We start from the raw sequence: 21,194 nt of genomic DNA on the forward strand, positions 1-21,194 counted from the left end.
GACCCCTGCCGTGTGAAGGCAGTGCTCTACCGCTGAGCTAATCACCCTCTTCTCGCCAGCGGACCGCGTGTGTCAACTGCCGGAAAGCGCAGGATTATGCCACAGGCGCAAAGCCGCCTTCGCGCGTCTGGATGCGCCAGAGCGTCTTGCCGCCGCTGGCCTTGTCCAACTGGGCCAGCACTTCCTCGTGGGCGGCGGCTTCCTGGTCGTTGGCCCGCAGCACGGGCAGCGTGAAGGCGCGCAGGTCGACGCGGGTCTGGATCGTGGCGATGGCGTCGGCCGGGCCGGCGTCGATCAGCAGGACCTCCTGGCCGCGCGTGAGATTGATGTAGACGTCGGCCAGCAGCTCGGCGTCCAGCAGCGCGCCGTGCAGGGTGCGGCCGGAGTTGTCGACGCCCAGGCGGTCGCACAGCGCGTCCAGGCTGTTGCGCTTGCCGGGGTACATCTCCTTGGCCATCGAGAGCGTGTCGATGACGCTGTCCACGTGCGAGCGGAAGGCGGGCCTGCCGGCCAGTTCCAGCTCCTTGTCCAGGAAGCCGAGGTCGAACGCGGCGTTGTGGATGATGATCTCGGCGCCCTGCACGTACGCCAGCAGTTCCTCGACGATCTGCGGGAAGCGCGGCTTGTCGCGCAGGAATTCGCTGGTGATGCCGTGGACCTTGAGCGCGTCCTCGTGGCTGTCGCGGTCGGGGTTCAGGTACCAGTGCTTGTTGTGGCCCGTGAGCTTGCGCGCCACCAGTTCCACGCAGCCGATCTCGATGATGCGGTCGCCGGTTTCGGCGGACAGGCCCGTGGTTTCGGTGTCGAGGACGATCTGGCGCATGAGGGAATTATGGCTCTGCCATGGCGCCCACCGGGCCCATTCCCCTTGCGAAACCCTCAGTGGTTCTCTTTCGCGTGGTTGATCGAGTACTTCGGGATCTCGACCACCAGGTCCTGCTGCGCCACGATGGCCTGGCAGGACAGCCGCGAGTTCGGCTCCAGCCCCCAGGCGCGGTCGAGCATGTCTTCCTCGTTCTCGTCCATCTCGCCCAGTGAATTGAATCCCTCGCGCACGATGACGTGGCAGGTGGTGCAGGCGCAGCTCATGTCGCAGGCATGCTCGATGCGGATGCCGTTGTCCAGCAAGGCCTCGCAGATCGACGTGCCGGCCGGCGCCTGCAGTTGCGCGCCCTCGGGGCAGTACTCGGGGTGCGGCAGGATGCGGATGACGGGCATGCCTACAGGCTCTCCACCTTGCGGCCGGCCAGCGCCTGCCGGATGCTCTGGTTCATGCGCCGGGCTGCGAAAGCCTCGGTCCCCTTGGCCAGGGCTTCGGTGGCCGCCTCGATGGCGGCCGCCTCGGTGCCGGCCGCCGACTGGCGCTGCAGGTCGTCCATCAGCGTGCCGATCGCGGCCCGTTCGGCCGGCTTCAGCAGGCCGCCGTCGGCCTGCAGCGCGCTGGCCGTCGCCAGCAGCAGGCGTTCCGCATCGATCTTGGCCTCGGCCAGCGCGCGCGCCTGCACGTCCTGCTGCGCGGTGGCGAAGCTCTCCTGCAGCATGGCGGCGATCTGCTCGTCGGTCAGGCCATAGGAGGGCTTGACGTCGATCTTCGCTTCCACCCCGCTGGTTTGCTCGCGCGCGCCGACGCTCAGCAGGCCGTCGGCGTCGACGGTGAAGGTGACGCGGATGCGCGCGGCGCCGGCCGCCATCGGCGGGATGCCGCGCAGCTCGAACCGCGCCAGGCTGCGGCAGTCCTGCACCCGGTCGCGCTCGCCTTGCACCACGTGCAGCGCCAGTGCGGTCTGGCCGTCCCTGAAGGTGGTGAAATCCTGCGCCTTGGCGGTGGGGATGGTCTCGTTGCGCGGGACGATGCGCTCGACCAGCCCACCCATGGTCTCCAGGCCCAGCGACAGCGGGATCACGTCCAGCAGCAGCAGTTCGCCGGCCGCGTCGTTGCCGGCGAGCTGGTTGGCCTGCACGGCGGCGCCCAGCGCGACGACCTGGTCGGGGTCCAGGTTGACCAACGGCTCTCGGCCGAAGAACTCCGCCACCGCACGCCGCACCTGCGGCATGCGGGTGGAGCCGCCGACCAGCACCACGCCCTTGACGTCGTCGCGCGCGAGCTTGGCGTCGCGCAGCGCCTGGCGCACGGCCGACAAGGTGCGCTGGGTCAGGGGCGCGGTCAGGCGGTCGAAGTCGGCTCGCGTCACGGTTACCCGCGCTTGCCCGCCGGACAGTGGCAGCACGGCTTCGGCTTGCTCCTCGTCGGTCAGCCGCTCCTTGGCCGCGCGCGCCGCCAATGCCGCCGTCGCCTTGTCGGCGGGCGACGGCTCCTGCACGCCGGCGACCGCCAGCAAGTGCCCGGCCAGCGCGCGGTCGTAGTCGTCACCGCCCAGGGCCGAGTCGCCGCCCGTGGCGACGACCTCGAACACGCCGCGGGCCAGCCGCAGGATGGAGATGTCGAAGGTGCCGCCGCCCAGGTCGTAGATCGCGTACAGGCCTTCGCTGCCGTTGTCCAGGCCGTAGGCGATGGCCGCCGCCGTCGGCTCGTTGATCAGGCGCAGCACCTTCAGGCCGGCGAGCTGCGCGGCATCCTTGGTGGCCTGGCGCTGCGCCTCGTCGAAGTAGGCAGGCACGGTGATCACCGCGCCGTACAGGTCGCCCCCGAAGGTGTCCTCGGCCCGCCGGCGCAGCGTGGCGAGGACTTCGGCGCTGATCTCCACCGGCGACTTCTCGCCGGCACGGGTGCGCAGCGCCAGCATGCCGGGCTGGTCGACGAAGTCGTAGGGCAGCTGCCCGCGGCCGGCGATGTCGGCCAGGCCGCGCCCCATGAAGCGCTTGGCCGATGCGACGGTGTTCTGCGGGTCGGTGCCCTGTGCCGATTGGGCGTCGTGGCCGACCTGGCGGCCGCCGTTCTCCAGATAGCGCACCACCGAGGGCAGCAGCACCCGGCCCTGCTCGTCCGGCAGGCACTCGGGCACGCCATGGCGCACGGCGGCCACCAGCGAATGGGTGGTGCCGAGGTCGATGCCGACGGCGACGCGGCGCCGGTGCGGGTCGGGCGCCTGGCCCGGCTCGGAGATCTGGAGAAGCGCCATGCACTTATTGTCCCAGCTGGTCGAAGCGCTTTTCCACCTCGCTGGCGAAACGCTCGAGGAACATCAGCGCCCGCACCTGCTGCGCAGCCGCGCGGGGATCGCCCTCGTGGTCGAGCAGCCGCTCGATTTCGGCCAGCACGCCGGCGCGCGTGCGCCCCAGCCGTTCGGCCAAGGCATCCAGCTCGGCTTCCGAATGCGCCTCCTCCAGCGCTTCGCGCCACTCGATCTGCTCGTGCAGGAACTGCGCCGGCATGGCCGTGTTGCGCTCGGCGTCGATCGGCGCCCCGCGCAGCTCGCACAGGTAGGCGGCGCGGCGCAGCGGGTCCTTCAGGCGGTGGTGGGCCTCGTTGATGCGCACCGACCATTGCATGGCCACGCGCTGGGCCGCGGCGCCCTGCGCGGCAAAACGGTCGGGATGGGCTTCGCGCTGCAGATCCTTCCAGCGCGCGTCGATGGCGGCGCGATCCTGGGCGAACCGCTCCGGCACTCCGAACAGTGCGAAATCCGAGTCTGCGAGGTTCACACCCGGAACGATTCGCCGCAACCGCAGCGGTCGCGCTCGTTCGGGTTGTTGAAGCGGAAGCCTTCGTTCAGGCCTTCGCGCACGAAGTCGAGTTCGGTGCCGTCCATGTACGCCAGGCTCTTGGGGTCGACCATCACCTTGACGCCGTGCTGCTCGAACACCACGTCTTCCGGCGCCGCTTCGTCCACGTACTCGAGCTTGTAGGCCAGCCCCGAGCAGCCGGTGGTCTTCACCCCCAGCCGCACGCCCAGGCCCTTGCCGCGCTTGTCCAGGTAACGCTGCACGTGCCGCGCAGCCGCTTCGGTCAGTGTCACTGTCATGGTCTTGCTCGTGTTGGCACGCCCGGATCGCTCAGTGCGCGTGCTTCTTGCGGTAGTCCTCGACCGCGGCCTTGATCGCGTCCTCGGCCAGGATCGAGCAATGGATCTTCACCGGCGGCAGCGCCAGCTCCTCGGCGATCTGGCTGTTCTTCAGCGCCGCCGCCTGGTCCAGCGTCTTGCCCTTGACCCATTCGGTCACCAGCGAGCTGGACGCGATGGCCGAACCGCAGCCGTAGGTCTTGAAGCGCGCGTCCTCGATCACGCCGGTGGACGAGTTGACCTTGATCTGCAGCTTCATCACGTCGCCGCAGGCGGGTGCGCCCACCATGCCCGTGCCCACCGACTGGTCGCCCTTGTCGAAGGACCCCACGTTGCGCGGGTTCTCGTAGTGGTCGACGACCTTGTCCGAATAAGCCATTGCCGTTCCTCTCTTCGATTTATCAACTGCTTCAGTGGGCAGCCCACTGGATGGTGCTCAGGTCCACGCCGTCCTGGTACATCTCCCAGAGCGGGCTCAACTCGCGCAGCCGGGCGACGTTCTTGCGGATGGTGTCCACCGCGTAGTCGATCTCTTCCTCGGTCGTGAAGCGGCCTATGGTCATGCGCAGGCTGCTGTGCGCCAGCTCGTCGCTGCGGCCCAGGGCGCGCAGAACGTAGCTGGGCTCCAGCGAGGCCGACGTGCAGGCCGAGCCCGAGGACACCGCCAGCCCCTTGATGCCCATCATCAGCGACTCGCCCTCGACGAAGTTGAAGCTCATGTTCAGGTTATGCGGCACGCGCCGGCCCGTCGCCAGGCTGCCGTTGATGAACACCTGCTCGATGTCCTTCAGGCCATCGAGCATGCGCTGGTGCAGCGCGCCGGCCTTGGCGTTGTCCTGCGCCATCTCTTCCCTGGCGATGCGGAAGGCCTCGCCCATGCCCACGATCTGGTGGGTGGGCAGCGTGCCGGAGCGCAGGCCGCGCTCGTGGCCGCCGCCGTGCATCTGGGCCTCCAGCCGCACCCGGGGCTTGCGGCGCACGTACAGCGCGCCTATGCCCTTGGGGCCGTAGGTCTTGTGCGAGGCCAGGCTCATCAGGTCGACCGGCAGGTTCGCGATGTCGATCTCCACCTTGCCGGTCGCCTGGGCGGCGTCGACGTGGAAGACGATGTCCTTGTCGCGGCAGATGGCGCCGATCGCCGGGATGTCCTGGATCACGCCGATCTCGTTGTTGACCAGCATGACGCTGGCCAGGATGGTGTCGGGCCGCAGCGCCGCCTTGAACGCTTCCAGGTCGAGCAGGCCGTCTTCCCGCACGTCCAGGTAGGTCACCTCGAAACCCTGGCGCTCCAGCTCGCGCATGGGATCCAGCACGGCCTTGTGCTCGGTTTTCACGGTCACCAGGTGCTTGCCGCGCGTCTTGTAGAACTGCGCGGCGCCCTTGATCGCCAGGTTGTCCGACTCGGTGGCGCCCGAAGTCCAGACGATCTCGCGGGGGTCGGCACCGATCAGGGCGGCCACCTGCTCGCGGGCCTTCTCCACCGCCGCCTCCGCCTCCCAGCCCCAGGCGTGGCTGCGCGAGGCCGGATTGCCGAAGTGCTCGCGCAGCCAGGGAATCATGGCGTCCACCACGCGCGGGTCGACCGGCGTGGTGGCGCCGTAGTCCATGTAGATCGGAAGGTGCGGGGTCATGTCCATCGGAAATCGTCACTCCCGCGAAGGCGGGCTGCTGGCGTTTCTACCCTACTTGGCCTTATTTCGCCGGCGACATGCTGCCCAGCGCGAACACCGAGTTCGGCGCGTTCACGCGGATCGGCTTGACGACCGGGGCGCTGGAAATGGCACGCTTGACGGCCGGCTTGTCCTCGATCTGGATGCCCTTGGCCAGCTGCTCGTCCACCAGCTTCTGCAGGGTGACGGAGTCCAGGAACTCGACCATGCGCTGGTTCAGCTGCGACCACAGCTCGTGCGTCATGCAGCGGCTGCCGTCGTTGCAGTTCTCCTTGCCGCCGCACTGGGTGGCGTCGATCGGCTCGTCGACCGACACGATGATGTCCGCCACGGTGATGTCGGACGCCTTGCGCCCCAGCGTGTAGCCGCCGCCCGGGCCGCGGGTGGATTCCACCAGCTCGTGCCGGCGCAGCTTTCCGAACAGCTGCTCGAGGTACGACAGCGAGATCTGCTGGCGCTGGCTGATCGCCGCCAGCGTGACGGGGCCGTTGTTCTGGCGCAGGGCCAGGTCGATCATGGCGGTGACCGCAAAACGGCCTTTGGTGGTGAGACGCATGGAAATCTCCTTCGTGCGTGTCCTGTCTGGCGCCGGCACCCGGCGCGGGTCTCCGGCGCCTCGACGGGCCGGCTCGCTCTCTTTCCCGAGCAATTCCGTCAAGTATACCCTAAAACCTGATATCCCGCTGGGGTTTAAGGGCAGAAGGTGGCTGAGCGGGGGGCGCGGCCTGGCACAGGGCCACGCGTGCGCAGGCGGCGGGAGATGGATGGCGGCTCAAGGCCGCAACGAGGCCCGCGTCACTCTCGATGCCGGGCGCCCTGAAGCGGGACCACGTTGTCGTCGTGCCCGCCGGCCCCGAATGCTTGCTGCTTGAGCAGGGCCAGCTGGTCGCGAACGCGGGCCGCCTTCTCGAACTCCAGGTTGCGGGCGTGCTCGAGCATCTGCTTTTCCAGCCGCTTGATCTCCTTGGCCATGTCCTTCTCGGACATGTCCTCGGCCAGGGCCCGCTGCAGCTCCTGCCTTTCCTGCTCCCTGGCGGCCTTCTCGCTGTAGACACCGTCAATCAGGTCGCGCACCTGCTTCCTGATGCTGCGCGGCGTGATGCCGTGCGCCAGGTTGTGGGCGATCTGCCGGGCCCGGCGCCGCTCGGTCTCGCCGATCGCCTTCTTCATCGACTCGGTCATCACGTCGGCGTACAGGATGGCCTTGCCGTGCAGGTTGCGCGCCGCCCGGCCGATGGTCTGGATCAGCGAGCGCTCGGCGCGCAGGAAGCCTTCCTTGTCGGCGTCCAGGATCGCCACCAGCGACACCTCGGGGATGTCCAGCCCCTCGCGAAGCAGGTTGATGCCGACCAGCACGTCGAAGGCGCCCAGCCGCAGGTCGCGCAGGATCTCCACCCGCTCGACGGTGTCGATGTCGCTGTGCATGTAGCGCACCTTGACGCCGTTGTCGGCCAGGTAGTCGGTCAGCTGCTCGGCCATGCGCTTGGTCAGCGTCGTGATCAGCACCCGCTCGTGCTTGTCCGAGCGGATGCGGATCTCCTGCAGCACGTCGTCGACCTGGTGGGTGGCCGGGCGCACCTCCACTTCCGGGTCGACCAGCCCGGTGGGCCGCACCAGCTGCTCGACCACCTGCCCGGCATGCTCGTTCTCGTAGTTGGCCGGCGTGGCCGACACGAAGATCACCTGGTGCATGCGCGCCTCGAACTCCTCGAACTTCAGCGGCCGGTTGTCCAGCGCCGAGGGCAGGCGGAAGCCGTACTCCACCAGCGTGGTCTTGCGCTGGCGGTCGCCGTTGTACATGGCGCCGAGCTGGCCGATCATCTGGTGGCTCTCGTCCAGGAACATCAGCGCGTCCTTGGGCAGGTAGTCGGTCAGCGTGGACGGCGGCGCGCCCGGCGGCGACCCGGACAGGTGCCGGGTGTAGTTCTCGATGCCCTTGCAGTGGCCGACCTCGCTGAGCATCTCCAGGTCGAAGCGGGTGCGCTGCTCCAGGCGCTGTGCCTCCACCAGCTTGCCCATGTCCACCAGTTCGCGCAGGCGCTGCTCCAGCTCGACCTTGATCGACTCCACCGCGGACACCACCTTCTCGCGCGGCGTCACGTAGTGGCTGGACGGGTAGATGGTGAAGCGCGGCACCTTCTGGCGGATGCGGCCCGTGAGCGGGTCGAACAGCTGCAGCGACTCGATCTCGTCGTCGAACAGCTCCAGCCGCACGGCCAGCTCGCTGTGCTCGGCCGGGAACACGTCGATGGTGTCGCCGCGCACCCGGAAGGTGCCGCGCGCGAAGTCGTGCTCGTTGCGCGTGTACTGCATGCGGATCAGCTGGCTGATCACGTCGCGCTGGCCGATCCGGTCGCCCACGCGGCAGATGAAGCGCATCTGGGTGTAGTCCTCCGGCGCGCCGATGCCGTAGATGGCGCTCACCGTGGCCACGATCACCGTGTCGCGCCGCTCCAGCACGCTCTTGGTGGCCGACAGCCGCATCTGCTCGATGTGCTCGTTGATCGAGCTGTCCTTCTCGATGAACAGGTCGCGCTGCGGAACGTACGCTTCCGGCTGGTAGTAGTCGTAGTAGCTGACGAAGTACTCCACCGCGTTCTTCGGGAAGAACTCGCGGAACTCCGAATACAGCTGCGCCGCCAGGGTCTTGTTCGGCGCGAACACGATCGCCGGGCGCCCCAGCCGGGCGATCACGTTGGCCATGGTGAAGGTCTTGCCCGAGCCGGTGACGCCCAGCAGGGTCTGGAACACCTCGCCGTCGCGCACGCCTTCCACCAGCTTTTCGATCGCCTGCGGCTGGTCGCCCGCCGGCGGGTAGGGCTGGAACAGCTCGAACGGGGAATCGGGGAAGCGGATGAACTCGCCGTGTTGCTGCTGGGGGCTGGCTTCGATGGCTTCAGGCATGGACTCGTGCTGGGCTGGCGCCTGGGCAGGCGCATAAAATCGCGGGCAGCCTGGCAGCGTAACGCAAGCCCAGGCGCCGCGCCCACCCCCACCCGCTCAAGGATCCCACCGCATGTCTTTGTTCCAGTCCGTCGAAATGGCCCCGCGCGACCCCATCCTGGGTCTCAACGAGCAGTTCAACGCCGATCCCAACCCGAACAAGGTCAACCTCGGTGTCGGGGTCTACTACGACGACGACGGCAAGCTCCCCCTGCTGCAGTGCGTGCAACAGGCCGAACGGCAGATGATGGAAGCGCCCAAGGCGCGCGGCTACCTGCCCATCGACGGCATCGCCGCGTACGACTCGGCCGTCAAGAGCCTGGTATTTGGGGCCGACAGCGAGCCGGTCAAGAGCCACCGGGTGGCCACCGTGCAGGCCCTGGGGGGCACCGGCGGCCTGAAGATCGGCGCCGACTTCCTGCGCAAGGTGAATCCCGGTGCCAAGGTCCTGATCAGCGATCCGAGCTGGGAGAACCACCGCGCCCTCTTCAGCCAGGCCGGTTTCACGGTCGAAGCCTACCCCTACTACAACGCCGCCCGGCGCGGCATCGACTTCGAGGGCATGCTGGCCGTCCTGAATGCCGCCGCCGCGGGCACCATCGTCGTGCTGCACGCCTGCTGCCACAACCCGACCGGCTACGACATCACGCCCGCGCAGTGGGACCAGGTGATCGCCGCCACCCAGGCCCGCGGCCTGGTGCCCTTCCTGGACATGGCTTACCAGGGCTTCGGCCAAGGCATCGCCGAAGACGGCGCCGTGATCGGCAAGTTCGTCGCCTCCGGCCAGGACTTCTTCGTCTCGACCTCGTTCTCCAAGAGCTTCAGCCTGTACGGCGAGCGGGTCGGCGCCCTGTCCGTGCTGTGCCAGGACAAGGACCAGGCCGCGCGCGTGCTCAGCCAGCTGAAGATCATGATCCGCACCAACTACAGCAACCCGCCCACGCATGGCGCCACCGTGGTCGCCACGGTGCTCAATACGCCGGCGCTGCGGGCGCTGTGGGAAAAGGAACTCGGCGAGATGCGCCAGCGCATCAAGCAGATGCGGGTGGCGCTGGTCGACAAGCTCAAGGCCGCCGGCGTGAAGCAGGACATGGGCTTCATCGCCCAGCAGGTGGGCATGTTCAGCTACTCGGGGCTGAGCAAGGAGCAGATGGTGCGCCTGCGCAACGAGTTCGGCGTCTACGGCACCGACACGGGCCGCATGTGCGTCGCGGCGCTCAACAGCCGCAACCTCGACTACGTCTGCCAGTCGATCGCGCGCGTCGTCCAGTAGCGCCCTCCTGGCGGCGTTCCAGCCGCGACCGGCGTTGTCCGAGCCGCAATCCATCTCCCCGCGCACCATTCGACCCGGGAGATGGATTCCGGCTTTCGCCGGAATGACACTGTAGGGCGCCACTGGGGCATCCCCCCATGAGCGCTTGTTCTACAGCAATTCGGCCGCAATTCCGTCGTGTGGTGCACCGCACCAGCGCAAAGCTGTGCGGAAATGGACAGTTGTGCCTCCGGGCTCGCCTAAGGTAATCACGGATGAGCACGGTGCTGGCTCGGCTGTTATATTGCATTGCACAAATCGGGGGTTCGAATGCTTTACCAGATCTATGAAGCCCAGCGCGCGGTGATGGAACCCTTTGCCGATTTCGCGCAGGCGGCGGCCAAGCTCTACAGCGACCCGCTCACCCCCTTCGGCCAGACGCCGCTGGCCCATCGCGTTTCCGCGAGCTACGAGCTGATGCACCGCCTCTGGAAGGACTACGAGAAGCCCGAGTTCGGCATCCAGACCGTCCAGGTCGGCGGCACCGAGGTGGTCGTGCACGAAGCCGTGGAAATCGACAAGCCCTTCTGCGAGCTGCGCCGCTTCAAGCGCTTCTCCGACGACCCCGCCACGCTGGCCGGGATGAAGGCGCAGCCCACGGTCCTGGTGGTGGCGCCCCTGTCGGGCCACTACGCCACCCTGCTGCGCGACACGGTGCGCAGCCTGCTGGCCGACCACAAGGTCTACATCACCGACTGGAAGAACGCGCGAATGGTCCCGCTGGACCAGGGCGTGTTCCACCTCGACGACTACGTCGCCTACGTGCAGGAGTTCATCCGCTACGTACAGGGCATCTACGGCAACTGCCACGTCATCAGCGTCTGCCAGCCCACGGTGCCGGTGCTGGCCGCGGTGTCGCTGATGGCCTCGCGCGGCGAAGTCACGCCGCTGACCATGACCATGATGGGGGGCCCCATCGACGCCCGCAAGTCGCCCACGGCGGTGAACAACCTGGCGATGAACAAGAGCTACGAGTGGTTCGAGAACAACGTGATCCACCGCGTGCCCACCAGCTTCCCGGGAGCGGGGCGCGAGGTCTACCCCGGCTTCCTGCAGCATACCGGCTTCGTGGCCATGAACCCCGACCGGCACCTGTTGAGCCATTACGACTTCTTCAAGCACCTGGTCGCCGGGGATGACGCGGGCGCGGAAGCGCACCGCAAGTTCTACGACGAGTACAACGCGGTGCTCGACATGGACGCCGCCTATTACCTGGACACCATCCGCACCGTGTTCCAGGAGTACGCCCTGGTCAACGGCAGCTGGGACGTGATCAGCGAAGACGGTGAGCTGGAGCGGGTGCGCCCGGAGGACATCACCACCACCGCGCAACTGACCATCGAAGGCGAACTGGACGACATCTCCGGCGCCGGCCAGACCGCCGCCGCACACGACCTGTGCGTGAACGTGCCCAAATCGCGCCAGAAGCACTTCGAGGTCAAGGGCGCCGGCCACTACGGCATCTTCTCCGGCCGGCGCTGGCGCGAACTCGTCTACCCGGAGGTGCGCGAGTTCATCGCACGCTTCAACGACGGCCCGGTGCTGCCCAACGCCAAGCGCAGCGCGCCGGCCAAGGCGGCGGCACGCAGGACGGCGGCCGAACCAGCGGCATGAACGACCTCGCGGCGCGGCTGCACGCCGCGCTGCCGCAGACGCAGTGCACGCGCTGCGGCTACCCCGATTGCGAGTCCTACGCCCGCGCCATCGCCGCGGGGGAGGCGGGCATCAACCATTGCCCGCCGGGCGGCGCCGAGGGCATCGCAAGGCTGGCGGAGATCACCGGGCGGCCGCCCTTGCCGCTCGATCCGGTTCATGGCGTGGAGGGGCCGCGCACCGTGGCGGTGATCGACGAGGACTGGTGCATAGGCTGCACGCTCTGCGCCCGGGTCTGCCCGACCGATGCCATCCTGGGCCTGAACAAGCGCATGCACACCGTGGTGGAACCGTACTGCACCGGCTGCGAGCTGTGCGTCCCGGCCTGTCCCGTGGACTGCATCTCGCTGGAAAACGTCACCGGCGAGCGCACCGGCTGGCAGGCCTGGAGCGCTGGCCAAGCCGACGAGGCGCTCGAGCGCTACCGGTTGCGCCAGCAGCGGCTGGCGCGCGAAGCGCTGGAGCAGGAAGAGCGGCTGGAACGCAAGGCACGCGCCAAGCTGGCCGACCTGCCGGGCCAGACGCACGGCGCGGAAGGCGCGCAAGCCGATCGAAAGCGCGCCATCATCGAAGCGGCCCTGGCGCGCGCACGGGCCCGCAGGCAGGGGGGCTGAGCCGCTCAGCCTCCGCCGGCGTCATTCACCTGTTCATTGAATTCCGCGATCCCCATCGCCGTGCCGATCTCGCGCGGCAGCGCGTCGCGGGCCGCGAACACGCCCATCACGCGGGAGCCGCTGACCACCGGCAGGTGCCGGAAGCCCCGCTCCAGCATGATGACGACGGCTTCGGACACCGGCATCTCGGGCGGCACGCTGATCGGCTTGGCCGTCATCACGTCGCGCGCGGTGGTGCGCGCCGGGTCCAGCGAACGGGCCAGCACGCGGGTGGTCAGGTCGCGCTCGGTGACGATGCCCAGCAGCACGTCCGGCGGCTCCATCACCAGCACGCTGCTGCTGCCCGTGCGCGTCATGGCACAGGCGGTGTCATAGACGCTGGCCGTGGGACCGACCCGGACGACGTGCCGGTTGGACATGGACTGGAAAACGGTGCGCTCGCCCATGGTGCGCCTCCTCGATGGTGCTGCGCCGCGCGGGCCCCTACCTCAGCGCGGCATTGAGCCTCTCCAGCGCCGCCGGCCCCGGGCACAGCCCGGCTTCGTCGAGCGCATTGAGCGGTTGCGCGCTGGTGTTCAGCGCGGTGTGCAGGTCGGTGGCCAGCGGGTCCACGTACAGCAGCCCGGTGGCGATCTCGCCGCGGGCCTGGTACTCCTGCATGCAGGCCATCGCCTTGTGGCGGTCGGTGGGGTCGTACCCGGCATGCAGGCTGCGCAGGCGCAGCAGCGTGCCGTCGTGCTGGCGCACGTCGACCACCTCGCCCGGACCGGCCTCGGCGGTGACCTCCGCGCCCGGCGAGATGAAGTCGATGCGGCTGACGGCCTCGTTGTGCTCGCGGACGTAGTCGTAGCTCTTGGTGCTGCCCGGGTGGTTGTTGAAGGCCACGCAGGGGCTGACCACGTCGATGAACGCGGCGCCCCCGTGCTGGATCGCGCCCTTGATCAGTGGCACCAGCTGCGCCTTGTTGCCGGAAAAGCCCCGCGCCACGTAGGTGGCGCCCAGCTGCAGCGCCATGCCGACCAGGTCCACCGGGCTGTCGCTGTTCACCGCCCCCTTCTTGCTCCTGGACCCCTGGTCGGCGGTGGCCGAGAACTGCCCCTTGGTCAGCCCGTACACGCCGTTGTTCTCGACGATGTAGGCCATGCGCACGCCGCGCCGCATGGCATGGGCGAACTGGCCCAGTCCGATCGAGGCCGAGTCGCCGTCGCCGGACACGCCCAGGTACAGCAGGTCGCGGTTGGCCAGGTTGGCACCGGTCAGCACGCTGGGCATGCGGCCATGCACGGTGTTGAAGCCGTGCGAGGCGCCCAGGAAGTAGTCCGGCGTCTTGGAACTGCAGCCGATGCCCGACAGCTTGGCGACGCGGTGTGGCTCGATGTCCAGCTCCCAGCAGGCCTGCACGATGGCGGCGGAGATCGAGTCGTGGCCGCAGCCGGCGCACAGCGTGGAGATCTTGCCTTCGTAGTCGCGCCGGGTGTAGCCGACCCGGTTCTTCTCCAGCGTCGGGTGGTGCAGCGGCGGCTTGGCGAGGTAGGTCATTTCAGCAACTCCTGCGCAGCCGCGCGCGGCCGGGCCCTGGGCGCCATCGCCTCGACCTGCTTGAGGATGGCGGCGGTGATGAAGCGGGCGGTGATCGGCGTGCCGTCGAAGTGCAGCACCTTGACCAGCCGGGCCGGATCGACTTCCAGCTCGTTGACCAGCAGGTTGCGCATCTGGGCGTCGCGGTTCTGCTCGACCACGAACACCTTGTCGTGGGCGGCGATGAACTGCGCCACGCTGTCCGGGAACGGGAAGGCGCGCAGGCGCATGGCGTCCAGGTGGATGCCCTCTTCCTCCAGGGCCACCAGCGCCTCGGCCATGGCCGGGCTGGTGGAGCCGAAGTACAGGACGCCCAGTCGGGTCGGCTGCGACGCGATCCGCAACAGCGGCTGCGGCACCAGCGTGGCGGCGGTCCTGAACTTGCGCAGCAGCCGTTCGACGTTGTAGATGTAGTCGGGGCCGCGCTCGGAGTAGCGGGCATAGGGGTCGCGCGTGGTGCCGCGGGTGAAGTAGCTGCCCTTGGTCGGGTGCGTGCCCGGCAGCGTGCGCCAGGGGATGCCGTCGCCGTCCACGTCCTTGTAGCGGCCGAAATCCCTGCCGGCCTCGAGTTCCTGTGCCGTCATCACCTTGCCGCGGTCGTAGCGGCGCCCCTCCTCCCACGCGAACGGCTTGCACAGGCGCTGGTTCATGCCGATGTCCAGGTCGGTCATCACGAACACCGGCGTCTGCAGCCGGTCGGCCAGGTCCAGTGCCGCCGCGGCGTGCTCGAAGCACTCGTGCGGGTCTTCCGGCAGCAGCAGCACGTGTTTGGTGTCGCCGTGCGAGGCATAGGCGCAGGCCAGCAGGTCGGCCTGCTGGGTGCGCGTGGGCATGCCCGTGGACGGGCCGCCGCGCTGCACGTCGATGATGGTGACCGGAATTTCGGCGAAGTAGGCCAGCCCGATGAATTCGGTCATCAGCGACACGCCGGGCCCGGAGGTGGCGGTGAAGGCCCGGGCGCCGTTCCAGCCCGCGCCCACCACCATGCCGATGGAGGCGATCTCGTCCTCGGCCTGCACGATCGCGAAGCGGTTCTGCCCGGTGGCCGGATCGACCCGGTATTTGCCGCAGTACTTCTGGAACGCCTCGGCCACGGAGGAGGACGGCGTGATGGGGTACCAGGCGGCCACCGTGGCGCCCCCGTAGACGCAGCCCAGCGCCGCCGCGCTATTGCCGTCGATGAAGATGCGGTCGCCCACCTGGTCGGCGCGGCGCACGCGGATGCCCAGCGGCCACTTCAGGTGCTCGCGGGCGAAGTCGCGGCCCAGGTGCAGGGCCTGCACGTTGGAGGCCAGCAGCTTTTCCTTGCCGCGGTACTGCTCGCCGAACAGCTTTTCGATCACCTGGGGATCGATCTCCAGCAGCACCGACAGCGCGCCGACGTAGACGATGTTCTTGAAGAGCTGGCGCTGGCGCGGGTCGTTGTAGACCGCATTGCAGATCTCCGTGAGCGGCATGCCGATCACGTGGATGTCGGGGCGGAACTTCGAGGGCGGCAGCGGCCGCGTGCTGTCGTGGAACAGGTAGCCGCCGGGCTCGATCTCGGCCACGTCGGCATCCCAGGTCTGCGGGTTCATCGCCACCATCATGTCGATGCCGCCGCGCCGGCCCAGCCAGCCGGCTTCGCTGACCCGCACCTCGTACCAGGTGGGCAGGCCCTGGATGTTGCTGGGGAAGATGTTGCGCGGGCTGACCGGCACGCCCATGCGCAGGATGGCCTTGGCGAACAGCTCGTTGGCCGAAGCCGAACCCGAGCCGTTGACGTTGGCGAACTTGACGACGAAGTCGTTGATGGCTTCGATGGCCTTCATGCGGCGACCCTCTCCTTCGTGGTGCCGCGCGCGCGTGGCCCGGCCTGCGTGGTGTTGAGCAGGAACTTCTGCATGTCCCAGGCCCCGGTGGGGCAGCGCTCGGCGCACAGGCCGCAGTGCAGGCAGACGTCCTCGTCCTTGACCATGATGCGGCCGGTCTTGAGCGGCCCGCCGACGTAGAGGTCCTGGGCGAGGTTCAGCGCGGGAGCCTTCAGGCGCGACCTCAGGTCCGCCTCCTCGCCGTCTTCCGTGAAGGTGATGCAGTCCATCGGGCAGATGTCGACGCAGGCGTCGCACTCGATGCAGGCGCTTTCGGTGAACACGGTCTGCACGTCGCAGTTGAGGCAGCGCTGCGCCTCCTTGAACGCCGTGGCGGCATCGAAGCCCAGCTCCACCTCCACCTTGATGCTGGCCAGCGCCTGCGCGGCCTTGGCCCACGGCACCTTGTAGCGCTTGTCGAGCGAGGTGTCGTTGTCGTAGCTCCACTCGTGGATGCCCATCTTCTGCGACATCAGGTTCGTCATGGGCGCCGGCCGCGCCGCCGTGTCCAGCCCGTTGAGGAAGCGGTCGATCGACACCGCGGCTTCGTGCCCGTGCGCGACCGCGGTGATGATGTTCTTCGGCCCGAAGGCCGCGTCGCCGCCGAAGAAGACCCTGGGCAGCGTGGACTGGAAGCTGTCCTTGGCCAGCCTGGGCAGCCCCCGCTCGTCGAACTGGATGCCGCAATCGCGCTCGATCCAGGGGAAGGCGTTCTCCTGGCCCACGGCCACCAGGACCTCGTCGCATTCGAAGAAGGCGTCGGGCTCGCCGGTGGGCACCAGGCTGCGCCGGCCCTGGGCGTCGTAGACCGCCTCCACGAGCTCGAAGGTCATGCCCTTCAGGCGCCCGCCTTCGTGCACGAAGGCCTTGGGCACGTGGTAATTGAGGATGGGGATGCCCTCGTGCATGGCGTCTTCCTTCTCCCACGGCGAGGCCTTCATCTCCTCGAAGCCGCTGCGCACGATGACCTTGACGTCCTCGCCGCCGAGCCGCCGCGCGGAGCGGCAGCAGTCCATGGCCGTGTTGCCGCCGCCCAGCACGATCACGCGCCGGCCGATCTTCGTGACATGACCGAAGGACACCGAAGCCAGCCACTCGATGCCGATGTGGATGTGCGCGGCGGCTTCGCGGCGGCCGGGGATGACCAGGTCGCGCCCGCGCGGGGCGCCGCAGCCGACGAAGATGGCGTCGTGGTCCTGCGCGAGCAGGGCCTTCATGGATTCGATGCGCCGGCTCGCCTGGAACTGCACCCCCATGTCGAGGATGTAGCCGGTCTCCTCGGCGATGACCGACTCCGGCAGCCGGAAGCGCGGGATCTGGGTCCACATGAAGCCGCCCGCCTTGGCCTCGCCGTCGAAGACGGTGACCTCGTAGCCCAGCGGCGCCAGGTCACGCGCGACGGTCAGCGAGGCCGGCCCCGCGCCCACGCACGCAATGCGCTTTCCGTTGGGCGCGGCCGGCTTCGGCATGCGGCCGCGCACGTCGTCCTTGAGGTCGGCCGTGACGCGCTTGAGCCGGCAGATCGCGACCGGCTCCGGTTGCTGGGCATTGGCCTGTTCGACCCGGCCCCGCCGGCAGGCCGGCTCGCACGGCCGGTCGCAGGTGCGCCCGAGGATGCCCGGGAACACGTTGGACACCCAGTTGACCATGTAGGCATCGCTGTAGCGGCCCTGGGCGATCAGCCGGATGTATTCGGGGACGGGGGTGTGGGCGGGACAGGCGTACTGGCAATCGACGACCTTGTGGAAATAGGCCGGATTCGCGGTGTCGGTTCGCTGCAAGGCTGGGCCTCCTTTGCGATGCCCGCCAGCGCCCTGCAGCCCTGCCGGGAAGGGGCCGCCGGCCCCCTTCCCGGACTATTGCTCGCGGTCGCGGTGCAGCGGCTCCGGGGTAACCCCAAGCCCCGCCCACCGCGGTTCAGTCGGCCGGCGGCTCTTCGCCCAGCACCACCCGCTCGTAGGCGTGCAGCGAAGGCAGCCCGCCGGTGTGCAGGAACAGCACGTTCTCGTCGGGCTGGAAGAAGCCCTTGCGCGCCAGCCCGATCAGCCCGGCCATGATCTTGCCGGTGTAGACCGGGTCCAGCGGGATCCCTTCGGTGCGGGCCAGCATCTGCACGGCCTCGACCATGGCCGCGTTGGGCACCGAGTACTTGGGCTGCCAGTAGCTGCCGATGCTCTGCACCGCCTCGCGCGGCACCTTCAGCCCCGTGCCCAGCAGGTCCAGCACGGCCTGCGCTTCCTTGAACACCAGCGGCTCCTGGTCGGCCGGGTCGCGGCTGACGCCGATGCCGACGATGGGGATGCGGATGTTGTTGCCCAGGAAGCCGGCCACCAGCCCGCCGTGCGTGCCGGAGCTGCCGGAGCCGACCACCAGCCGGTCGATGCGCAGGCCCTGCTCGAACAGCTGTTGCTGCAACTCCTGCGCGCAGGCCACGTAGCCCAGTCCGCCGAGCGCGTTGGAGCCGCCGCCCGGGATGACGTAGCCCTTGCGGCCCTCGGCCGCCAGCGTGTCGGCCACCTTCCGCATGGCGGCCGCCATGTCGCTGCCGCCGGGCACGACGGTGATCGCCTCGACGCCCAGCAGCCGGAACATGAAGTTGTTGCCGCTGGCCTGCCTGTCGTAGCTGCCGGGCACCCGCTCCTCGATCACGAAGCGGCACTTCAGGCCTTCCTTCACGGCCGCCGCCAGCGTGATGCGGCAGTGGTTGGACTGCGGCGCGCCGCAGGTGATCAGGGTGTCGGCGCCCTGTTCCAGCGCATCGGCGACCAGGAACTCCAGCTTGCGCGTCTTGTTGCCGCCCGGGAACAGGCCCAGCATGTCGTCGCGCTTGATCCAGATGCGGGGGCCCTTGCCGCCCGGACAGGACTGCGCCAGGGCGGCGCTGAAGTGGGGGAGGAACTCGATCGGGGTGGCGAACGGCGTGTAGCGCCGGCGGGGGAATCTAGCCAGGTCCATGGACCGATTGTCGCGCAAGGGCCGCAAAGGCCTGCACCACCTCGGGTGGTGCCTGCACCAGCTCGATCAGTACGCCTTCCCCGCCGATCGGGAACTGCTCGTTGCCCTTGGGATGGATGAAGCAGATGTCGAAGCCGGCGGCGCCGCGGCGGATGCCGCCGGGAGCGAAGCGCACGCCCTGCCCTTCCAGCCACTGCGCCGCGGCCGGGAGGTCGTCGATCCACAGGCCGACGTGGTTCAGGGGCGTGGCGTGCACGGCCGGCTTCCTGTCCGGGTCGAGCGGCTGCATGAGGTCGACCTCGACCTTGAACGGGCCGGTGCCGAGGTTGCAGATGTCCTCGTCCACGTTCTCGCGGTCGCTGCGGTAGGTGCCGGCGACTTCCAGGCCGAAGACGTCGACCCACAGCTTGCGCAGGCGCTGCTTGTCGGGGCCGCCGATGGCGATCTGCTGGACACCCAGGACCTTGAAGGGACGCATTTCCATTCCTCTTCCTTGAAATGTCATTGCGGCCTTGAGCCGCAATCCACCACCTGCCGGCTGAACACGCGCCGCGGCACGCCAGCGACAGGCGATGGCTCCAGGCTTTCGCCGGAATGACAGGCCGTCATTCGAACTCCACGATCGGCTGGTCCACCGACAGCGACTCGCCCTTGCCGGCCAGCACCTTGGCGACCACGCCGTCGGCGCTGGCGAACAGCACGTTCTCCATCTTCATGGCCTCGATCACGGCCACCCGCTCGCCGGCCTGCACCTTCTGGCCGGGCTGCACGGCCACGTCCACCAGCAGGCCGGGCATGGGCGAGAGCACGTAGCGGCTCATGTCCGGCGGCGCCTTGTAGGGCATGAGGGCCTGCAGTTCCGCGGCGCGCGGCGTGAAGACCATGGCGGCCAGCCGCGTGCCGTCGTGGCTGATGGCGACGGCCAGCGGGTTCTTGGGCAGCCCGCGCTCGACCTGGGCCGTGAACGGCTTGCCATCCACGGTGCCGCGGATGCGGGCGCCGCCCAGGTGCCAACCCGAGCAGATCTCGTAGCGCCGCCCGTTGGTCTCGACCACGCTGGAGCCGGACACGGCCTTGAAGTCGGTCACCCGGGCCGACTGGCGCCGGCCTTCGCCGCCCTCGCCCAGCGTGACCGCCACGAAATCCTCGCCGACCCGGAACTCGTGGCCCCGCATCTGGCCGCTGATGCCGGCCGAGCGCTGCAGGATGCGGCGGTTCACGTAGGCCACCAGTGCCACCAGGAAGTCCGGATCGGCGTGCCGCACGTCCTCGGCCCGGAAGCCCCTGGCGTAGTGCTCGGCGATGAAGCCCGTGTTGAAGCGGCCGGCGACGAACTCCGGGTGCGCCAGCAGCGCGGCCTGGAAGGGCACGTTGCTGGAAATGCCACGGATCACGAAGGCATTGAGCGCCTCGCGCATCTTCGCGATCGCGTCCTGGCGGTCCGTCCCGTGCACGATCAGCTTGGCGATCATGGAGTCGTAGTACATCGGGATCTCGCCGCCCTCCATCACCCCGGTGTCCACGCGCACGCCGTGCAGGTGTTCGGGGTCGGCCGCCCACATGGTTTCGCGCGGCGGCTGGAAGCGCACCAGCCGGCCGGTGGAGGGCAGGAAGCTGCGGAACGGGTCTTCCGCGTTGATGCGGCACTCGATGGCCCAGCCCTCGCGCTTCACGTCGGCCTGGGCGATGGGCAGCTTCTCGCCGGCCGCCACGCGGATCATCAACTCGACCAGGTCCAGGCCGGTGATGCACTCGGTGACCGGGTGCTCCACCTGCAGCCGGGTGTTCATCTCCAGGAAATAGAACGACTGGTCCTTGCCGACCACGAACTCCACGGTGCCGGCGCTCTGGTACTTCACCGCCTTGGCCAGCGCCACCGCCTGCTCGCCCATGGCCTTGCGCGTGGCCTCGCTGATGAAGGGCGACGGCGCTTCCTCGATCACCTTCTGGTGGCGGCGCTGGATCGAGCACTCCCGCTCGTTCAGGTAGACCACGTTGCCGTGCGCGTCGCCCAGCACCTGGATCTCGATGTGGCGGGGTTCCTCGACGAACTTCTCGATGAACACCCGGTCGTCGCCGAAGCTGTTGCGCGCCTCGTTGCGGCAGGAGGCGAAGCCTTCCAGCGCCTCCTTGTCGTCGTACGCCACCCGCAGGCCCTTGCCGCCGCCGCCGGCGCTGGCCTTGATCATCACGGGGTAGCCGACGTCGCGGGCGATCTCGACCGCCCGCTCGGCCGATTCGATCGCATCGTTCCAGCCCGGGATGGTGTTGACCTTGGCTTCCTTGGCCAGCTTCTTGGAGGCGATCTTGTCGCCCATGGCCGCGATCGAATGGTGCTTGGGCCCGATGAAGGTGATGCCTTCTTCCTCCACCTGCCGGGCGAAGGCTTCGTTCTCCGACAGGAAGCCGTAGCCGGGGTGCACCGCCTGCGCGCCGGTCCGCTTGCAGGCTTCGATGATTCGGTCGGCCTGCAGGTAGCTCTCGCGGCTGGGGGCGGCGCCGATGTGCACCGCCTCGTCCGCCATCTGCACATGGCGCGCGTCGCGGTCCGCGTCGGAGTAGACCGCGACGGTCTTGATGCCCATCTTGCGGGCCGTCTTGATCACGCGGCAGGCGATCTCGCCGCGGTTCGCGATAAGGATCTTGTCGAACATGTT

General features: G+C 68.6%; 19 protein-coding genes. 3 read left to right on the top strand and 16 right to left on the bottom strand.

The genetic code is table 11. From position 1 onward, the window contains the following. Positions 1-94: 94 nt before the first annotated feature. The 9 genes from dnaQ to uvrB all read right to left on the bottom strand — a co-directional run bounded on the left by dnaQ (position 95) and on the right by uvrB (position 8,536). A complete protein-coding gene (gene dnaQ / locus V6M57_RS12305) occupies positions 95-823 on the bottom strand; it encodes a DNA polymerase III subunit epsilon (RefSeq protein WP_332815284.1) in 729 nt (242 codons plus the stop codon). A gap of 56 nt (positions 824-879) precedes the next feature. Further along, positions 880-1,218, bottom strand: a complete 339-nt coding sequence (gene fdx, locus V6M57_RS12310; protein WP_332815285.1) for an ISC system 2Fe-2S type ferredoxin — start codon at positions 1,216-1,218, stop codon at positions 880-882. A 2-nt stretch (positions 1,219-1,220) separates the two neighbouring features. Then, positions 1,221-3,080: a Fe-S protein assembly chaperone HscA gene (gene hscA / locus V6M57_RS12315; protein ID WP_332815286.1), complete on the bottom strand. Its 1,860-nt coding sequence runs from the start codon at positions 3,078-3,080 to the stop codon at positions 1,221-1,223. A gap of 4 nt (positions 3,081-3,084) precedes the next feature. Then, positions 3,085-3,603, bottom strand: coding sequence for a Fe-S protein assembly co-chaperone HscB (hscB, locus tag V6M57_RS12320; RefSeq protein ID WP_332815287.1), 519 nt, complete (start codon positions 3,601-3,603; stop codon positions 3,085-3,087). After that, entirely contained in the window at positions 3,600-3,923 is a 324-nt protein-coding gene (gene iscA / locus V6M57_RS12325; RefSeq protein ID WP_332815288.1) for an iron-sulfur cluster assembly protein IscA, read from the bottom strand. The genes hscB and iscA overlap by 4 nt, the downstream gene beginning before the upstream one ends. Positions 3,924-3,954: 31 nt before the next feature. Next, a complete protein-coding gene (gene iscU, locus V6M57_RS12330; RefSeq protein WP_332815289.1) occupies positions 3,955-4,341 on the bottom strand; it encodes a Fe-S cluster assembly scaffold IscU in 387 nt (128 codons plus the stop codon). A gap of 31 nt (positions 4,342-4,372) precedes the next feature. Then, the gene (locus V6M57_RS12335; protein WP_332815290.1) at positions 4,373-5,599 is read right to left on the bottom strand and encodes an IscS subfamily cysteine desulfurase; all 1,227 of its coding nucleotides are present in this window, start codon (positions 5,597-5,599) and stop codon (positions 4,373-4,375) included. Between the two features lie 55 nt (positions 5,600-5,654). After that, positions 5,655-6,188 (bottom strand): Fe-S cluster assembly transcriptional regulator IscR, encoded by a 534-nt coding sequence (gene iscR / locus V6M57_RS12340; RefSeq protein WP_332815291.1) that lies wholly within the window; start codon positions 6,186-6,188, stop codon positions 5,655-5,657. A gap of 239 nt (positions 6,189-6,427) precedes the next feature. After that, positions 6,428-8,536 (bottom strand): excinuclease ABC subunit UvrB, encoded by a 2,109-nt coding sequence (gene uvrB / locus V6M57_RS12345; protein ID WP_332815292.1) that lies wholly within the window; start codon positions 8,534-8,536, stop codon positions 6,428-6,430. Positions 8,537-8,648: 112 nt separating this feature from the next. Between uvrB and V6M57_RS12350 the strand changes: the two genes are divergently transcribed. From V6M57_RS12350 to rsxB, 3 genes are all read left to right on the top strand, one after another. Beyond that, complete coding sequence (locus V6M57_RS12350; RefSeq protein WP_332815293.1) at positions 8,649-9,848, top strand: amino acid aminotransferase; 1,200 nt, start codon at positions 8,649-8,651, stop codon at positions 9,846-9,848. Between the two features lie 309 nt (positions 9,849-10,157). Then, a complete protein-coding gene (locus V6M57_RS12355) occupies positions 10,158-11,501 on the top strand; it encodes a polyhydroxyalkanoate depolymerase (RefSeq protein WP_332815294.1) in 1,344 nt (447 codons plus the stop codon). Then, positions 11,498-12,154 carry an electron transport complex subunit RsxB gene (rsxB, locus tag V6M57_RS12360; protein WP_332815295.1) on the top strand — a complete coding sequence of 219 codons (657 nt, stop codon included), beginning with the start codon at positions 11,498-11,500 and terminating at the stop codon, positions 12,152-12,154. Before V6M57_RS12355 ends, rsxB begins: the two co-directional genes overlap by 4 nt. Before the next feature lie 5 nt (positions 12,155-12,159). Here the strand turns inward: rsxB and V6M57_RS12365 are convergent, their stop codons facing one another. The 7 genes from V6M57_RS12365 to V6M57_RS12395 all read right to left on the bottom strand — a co-directional run bounded on the left by V6M57_RS12365 (position 12,160) and on the right by V6M57_RS12395 (position 21,191). After that, a complete protein-coding gene (locus V6M57_RS12365; protein WP_332815296.1) occupies positions 12,160-12,600 on the bottom strand; it encodes a CBS domain-containing protein in 441 nt (146 codons plus the stop codon). Between the two features lie 37 nt (positions 12,601-12,637). After that, complete coding sequence (locus V6M57_RS12370; RefSeq protein WP_332815297.1) at positions 12,638-13,693, bottom strand: 2-oxoacid:ferredoxin oxidoreductase subunit beta; 1,056 nt, start codon at positions 13,691-13,693, stop codon at positions 12,638-12,640. Next, the gene (locus tag V6M57_RS12375; protein ID WP_332815298.1) at positions 13,690-15,543 is read right to left on the bottom strand and encodes a 2-oxoacid:acceptor oxidoreductase subunit alpha; all 1,854 of its coding nucleotides are present in this window, start codon (positions 15,541-15,543) and stop codon (positions 13,690-13,692) included. The genes V6M57_RS12370 and V6M57_RS12375 overlap by 4 nt, the downstream gene beginning before the upstream one ends. Next, positions 15,540-17,363 carry an FAD-dependent oxidoreductase gene (locus tag V6M57_RS12380; protein WP_332815299.1) on the bottom strand — a complete coding sequence of 608 codons (1,824 nt, stop codon included), beginning with the start codon at positions 17,361-17,363 and terminating at the stop codon, positions 15,540-15,542. Before V6M57_RS12380 ends, V6M57_RS12375 begins: the two co-directional genes overlap by 4 nt. 136 nt (positions 17,364-17,499) lie before the next feature. After that, positions 17,500-18,537 (bottom strand): D-cysteine desulfhydrase, encoded by a 1,038-nt coding sequence (locus V6M57_RS12385; RefSeq protein WP_332815300.1) that lies wholly within the window; start codon positions 18,535-18,537, stop codon positions 17,500-17,502. Continuing rightward, positions 18,524-19,021 carry a VOC family protein gene (locus V6M57_RS12390; protein WP_332815301.1) on the bottom strand — a complete coding sequence of 166 codons (498 nt, stop codon included), beginning with the start codon at positions 19,019-19,021 and terminating at the stop codon, positions 18,524-18,526. The genes V6M57_RS12385 and V6M57_RS12390 overlap by 14 nt, the downstream gene beginning before the upstream one ends. A gap of 121 nt (positions 19,022-19,142) precedes the next feature. Then, positions 19,143-21,191, bottom strand: a complete 2,049-nt coding sequence (locus V6M57_RS12395; protein WP_332815428.1) for an acetyl/propionyl/methylcrotonyl-CoA carboxylase subunit alpha — start codon at positions 21,189-21,191, stop codon at positions 19,143-19,145. Between the last annotated feature and the right edge of the window lie 3 nt (positions 21,192-21,194).

The organism is Ramlibacter sp., from assembly GCF_036676645.1.
Lineage (GTDB): Bacteria > Pseudomonadota > Gammaproteobacteria > Burkholderiales > Burkholderiaceae_C > Ramlibacter.

What these genes read in the sequence shown, in the direction of transcription:
- dnaQ (WP_332815284.1), bottom strand. Translation starts at nt 823, where the DNA reads ATGCGCCAGATCGTCCTCGACACCGAAACCACGGGCCTGTCCGCCGAA.
- fdx (WP_332815285.1), bottom strand. Translation starts at nt 1,218, where the DNA reads ATGCCCGTCATCCGCATCCTGCCGCACCCCGAGTACTGCCCCGAGGGC.
- hscA (WP_332815286.1), bottom strand. Translation starts at nt 3,080, where the DNA reads ATGGCGCTTCTCCAGATCTCCGAGCCGGGCCAGGCGCCCGACCCGCAC.
- iscA (WP_332815288.1), bottom strand. Translation starts at nt 3,923, where the DNA reads ATGACAGTGACACTGACCGAAGCGGCTGCGCGGCACGTGCAGCGTTAC.
- iscU (WP_332815289.1), bottom strand. Translation starts at nt 4,341, where the DNA reads ATGGCTTATTCGGACAAGGTCGTCGACCACTACGAGAACCCGCGCAAC.
- V6M57_RS12335 (WP_332815290.1), bottom strand. Translation starts at nt 5,599, where the DNA reads ATGGACATGACCCCGCACCTTCCGATCTACATGGACTACGGCGCCACC.
- iscR (WP_332815291.1), bottom strand. Translation starts at nt 6,188, where the DNA reads ATGCGTCTCACCACCAAAGGCCGTTTTGCGGTCACCGCCATGATCGAC.
- uvrB (WP_332815292.1), bottom strand. Translation starts at nt 8,536, where the DNA reads ATGCCTGAAGCCATCGAAGCCAGCCCCCAGCAGCAACACGGCGAGTTC.
- V6M57_RS12350 (WP_332815293.1), top strand. Translation starts at nt 8,649, where the DNA reads ATGTCTTTGTTCCAGTCCGTCGAAATGGCCCCGCGCGACCCCATCCTG.
- V6M57_RS12355 (WP_332815294.1), top strand. Translation starts at nt 10,158, where the DNA reads ATGCTTTACCAGATCTATGAAGCCCAGCGCGCGGTGATGGAACCCTTT.
- rsxB (WP_332815295.1), top strand. Translation starts at nt 11,498, where the DNA reads ATGAACGACCTCGCGGCGCGGCTGCACGCCGCGCTGCCGCAGACGCAG.
- V6M57_RS12365 (WP_332815296.1), bottom strand. Translation starts at nt 12,600, where the DNA reads ATGGGCGAGCGCACCGTTTTCCAGTCCATGTCCAACCGGCACGTCGTC.
- V6M57_RS12370 (WP_332815297.1), bottom strand. Translation starts at nt 13,693, where the DNA reads ATGACCTACCTCGCCAAGCCGCCGCTGCACCACCCGACGCTGGAGAAG.
- V6M57_RS12375 (WP_332815298.1), bottom strand. Translation starts at nt 15,543, where the DNA reads ATGAAGGCCATCGAAGCCATCAACGACTTCGTCGTCAAGTTCGCCAAC.
- V6M57_RS12385 (WP_332815300.1), bottom strand. Translation starts at nt 18,537, where the DNA reads ATGGACCTGGCTAGATTCCCCCGCCGGCGCTACACGCCGTTCGCCACC.
- V6M57_RS12390 (WP_332815301.1), bottom strand. Translation starts at nt 19,021, where the DNA reads ATGGAAATGCGTCCCTTCAAGGTCCTGGGTGTCCAGCAGATCGCCATC.
- V6M57_RS12395 (WP_332815428.1), bottom strand. Translation starts at nt 21,191, where the DNA reads ATGTTCGACAAGATCCTTATCGCGAACCGCGGCGAGATCGCCTGCCGC.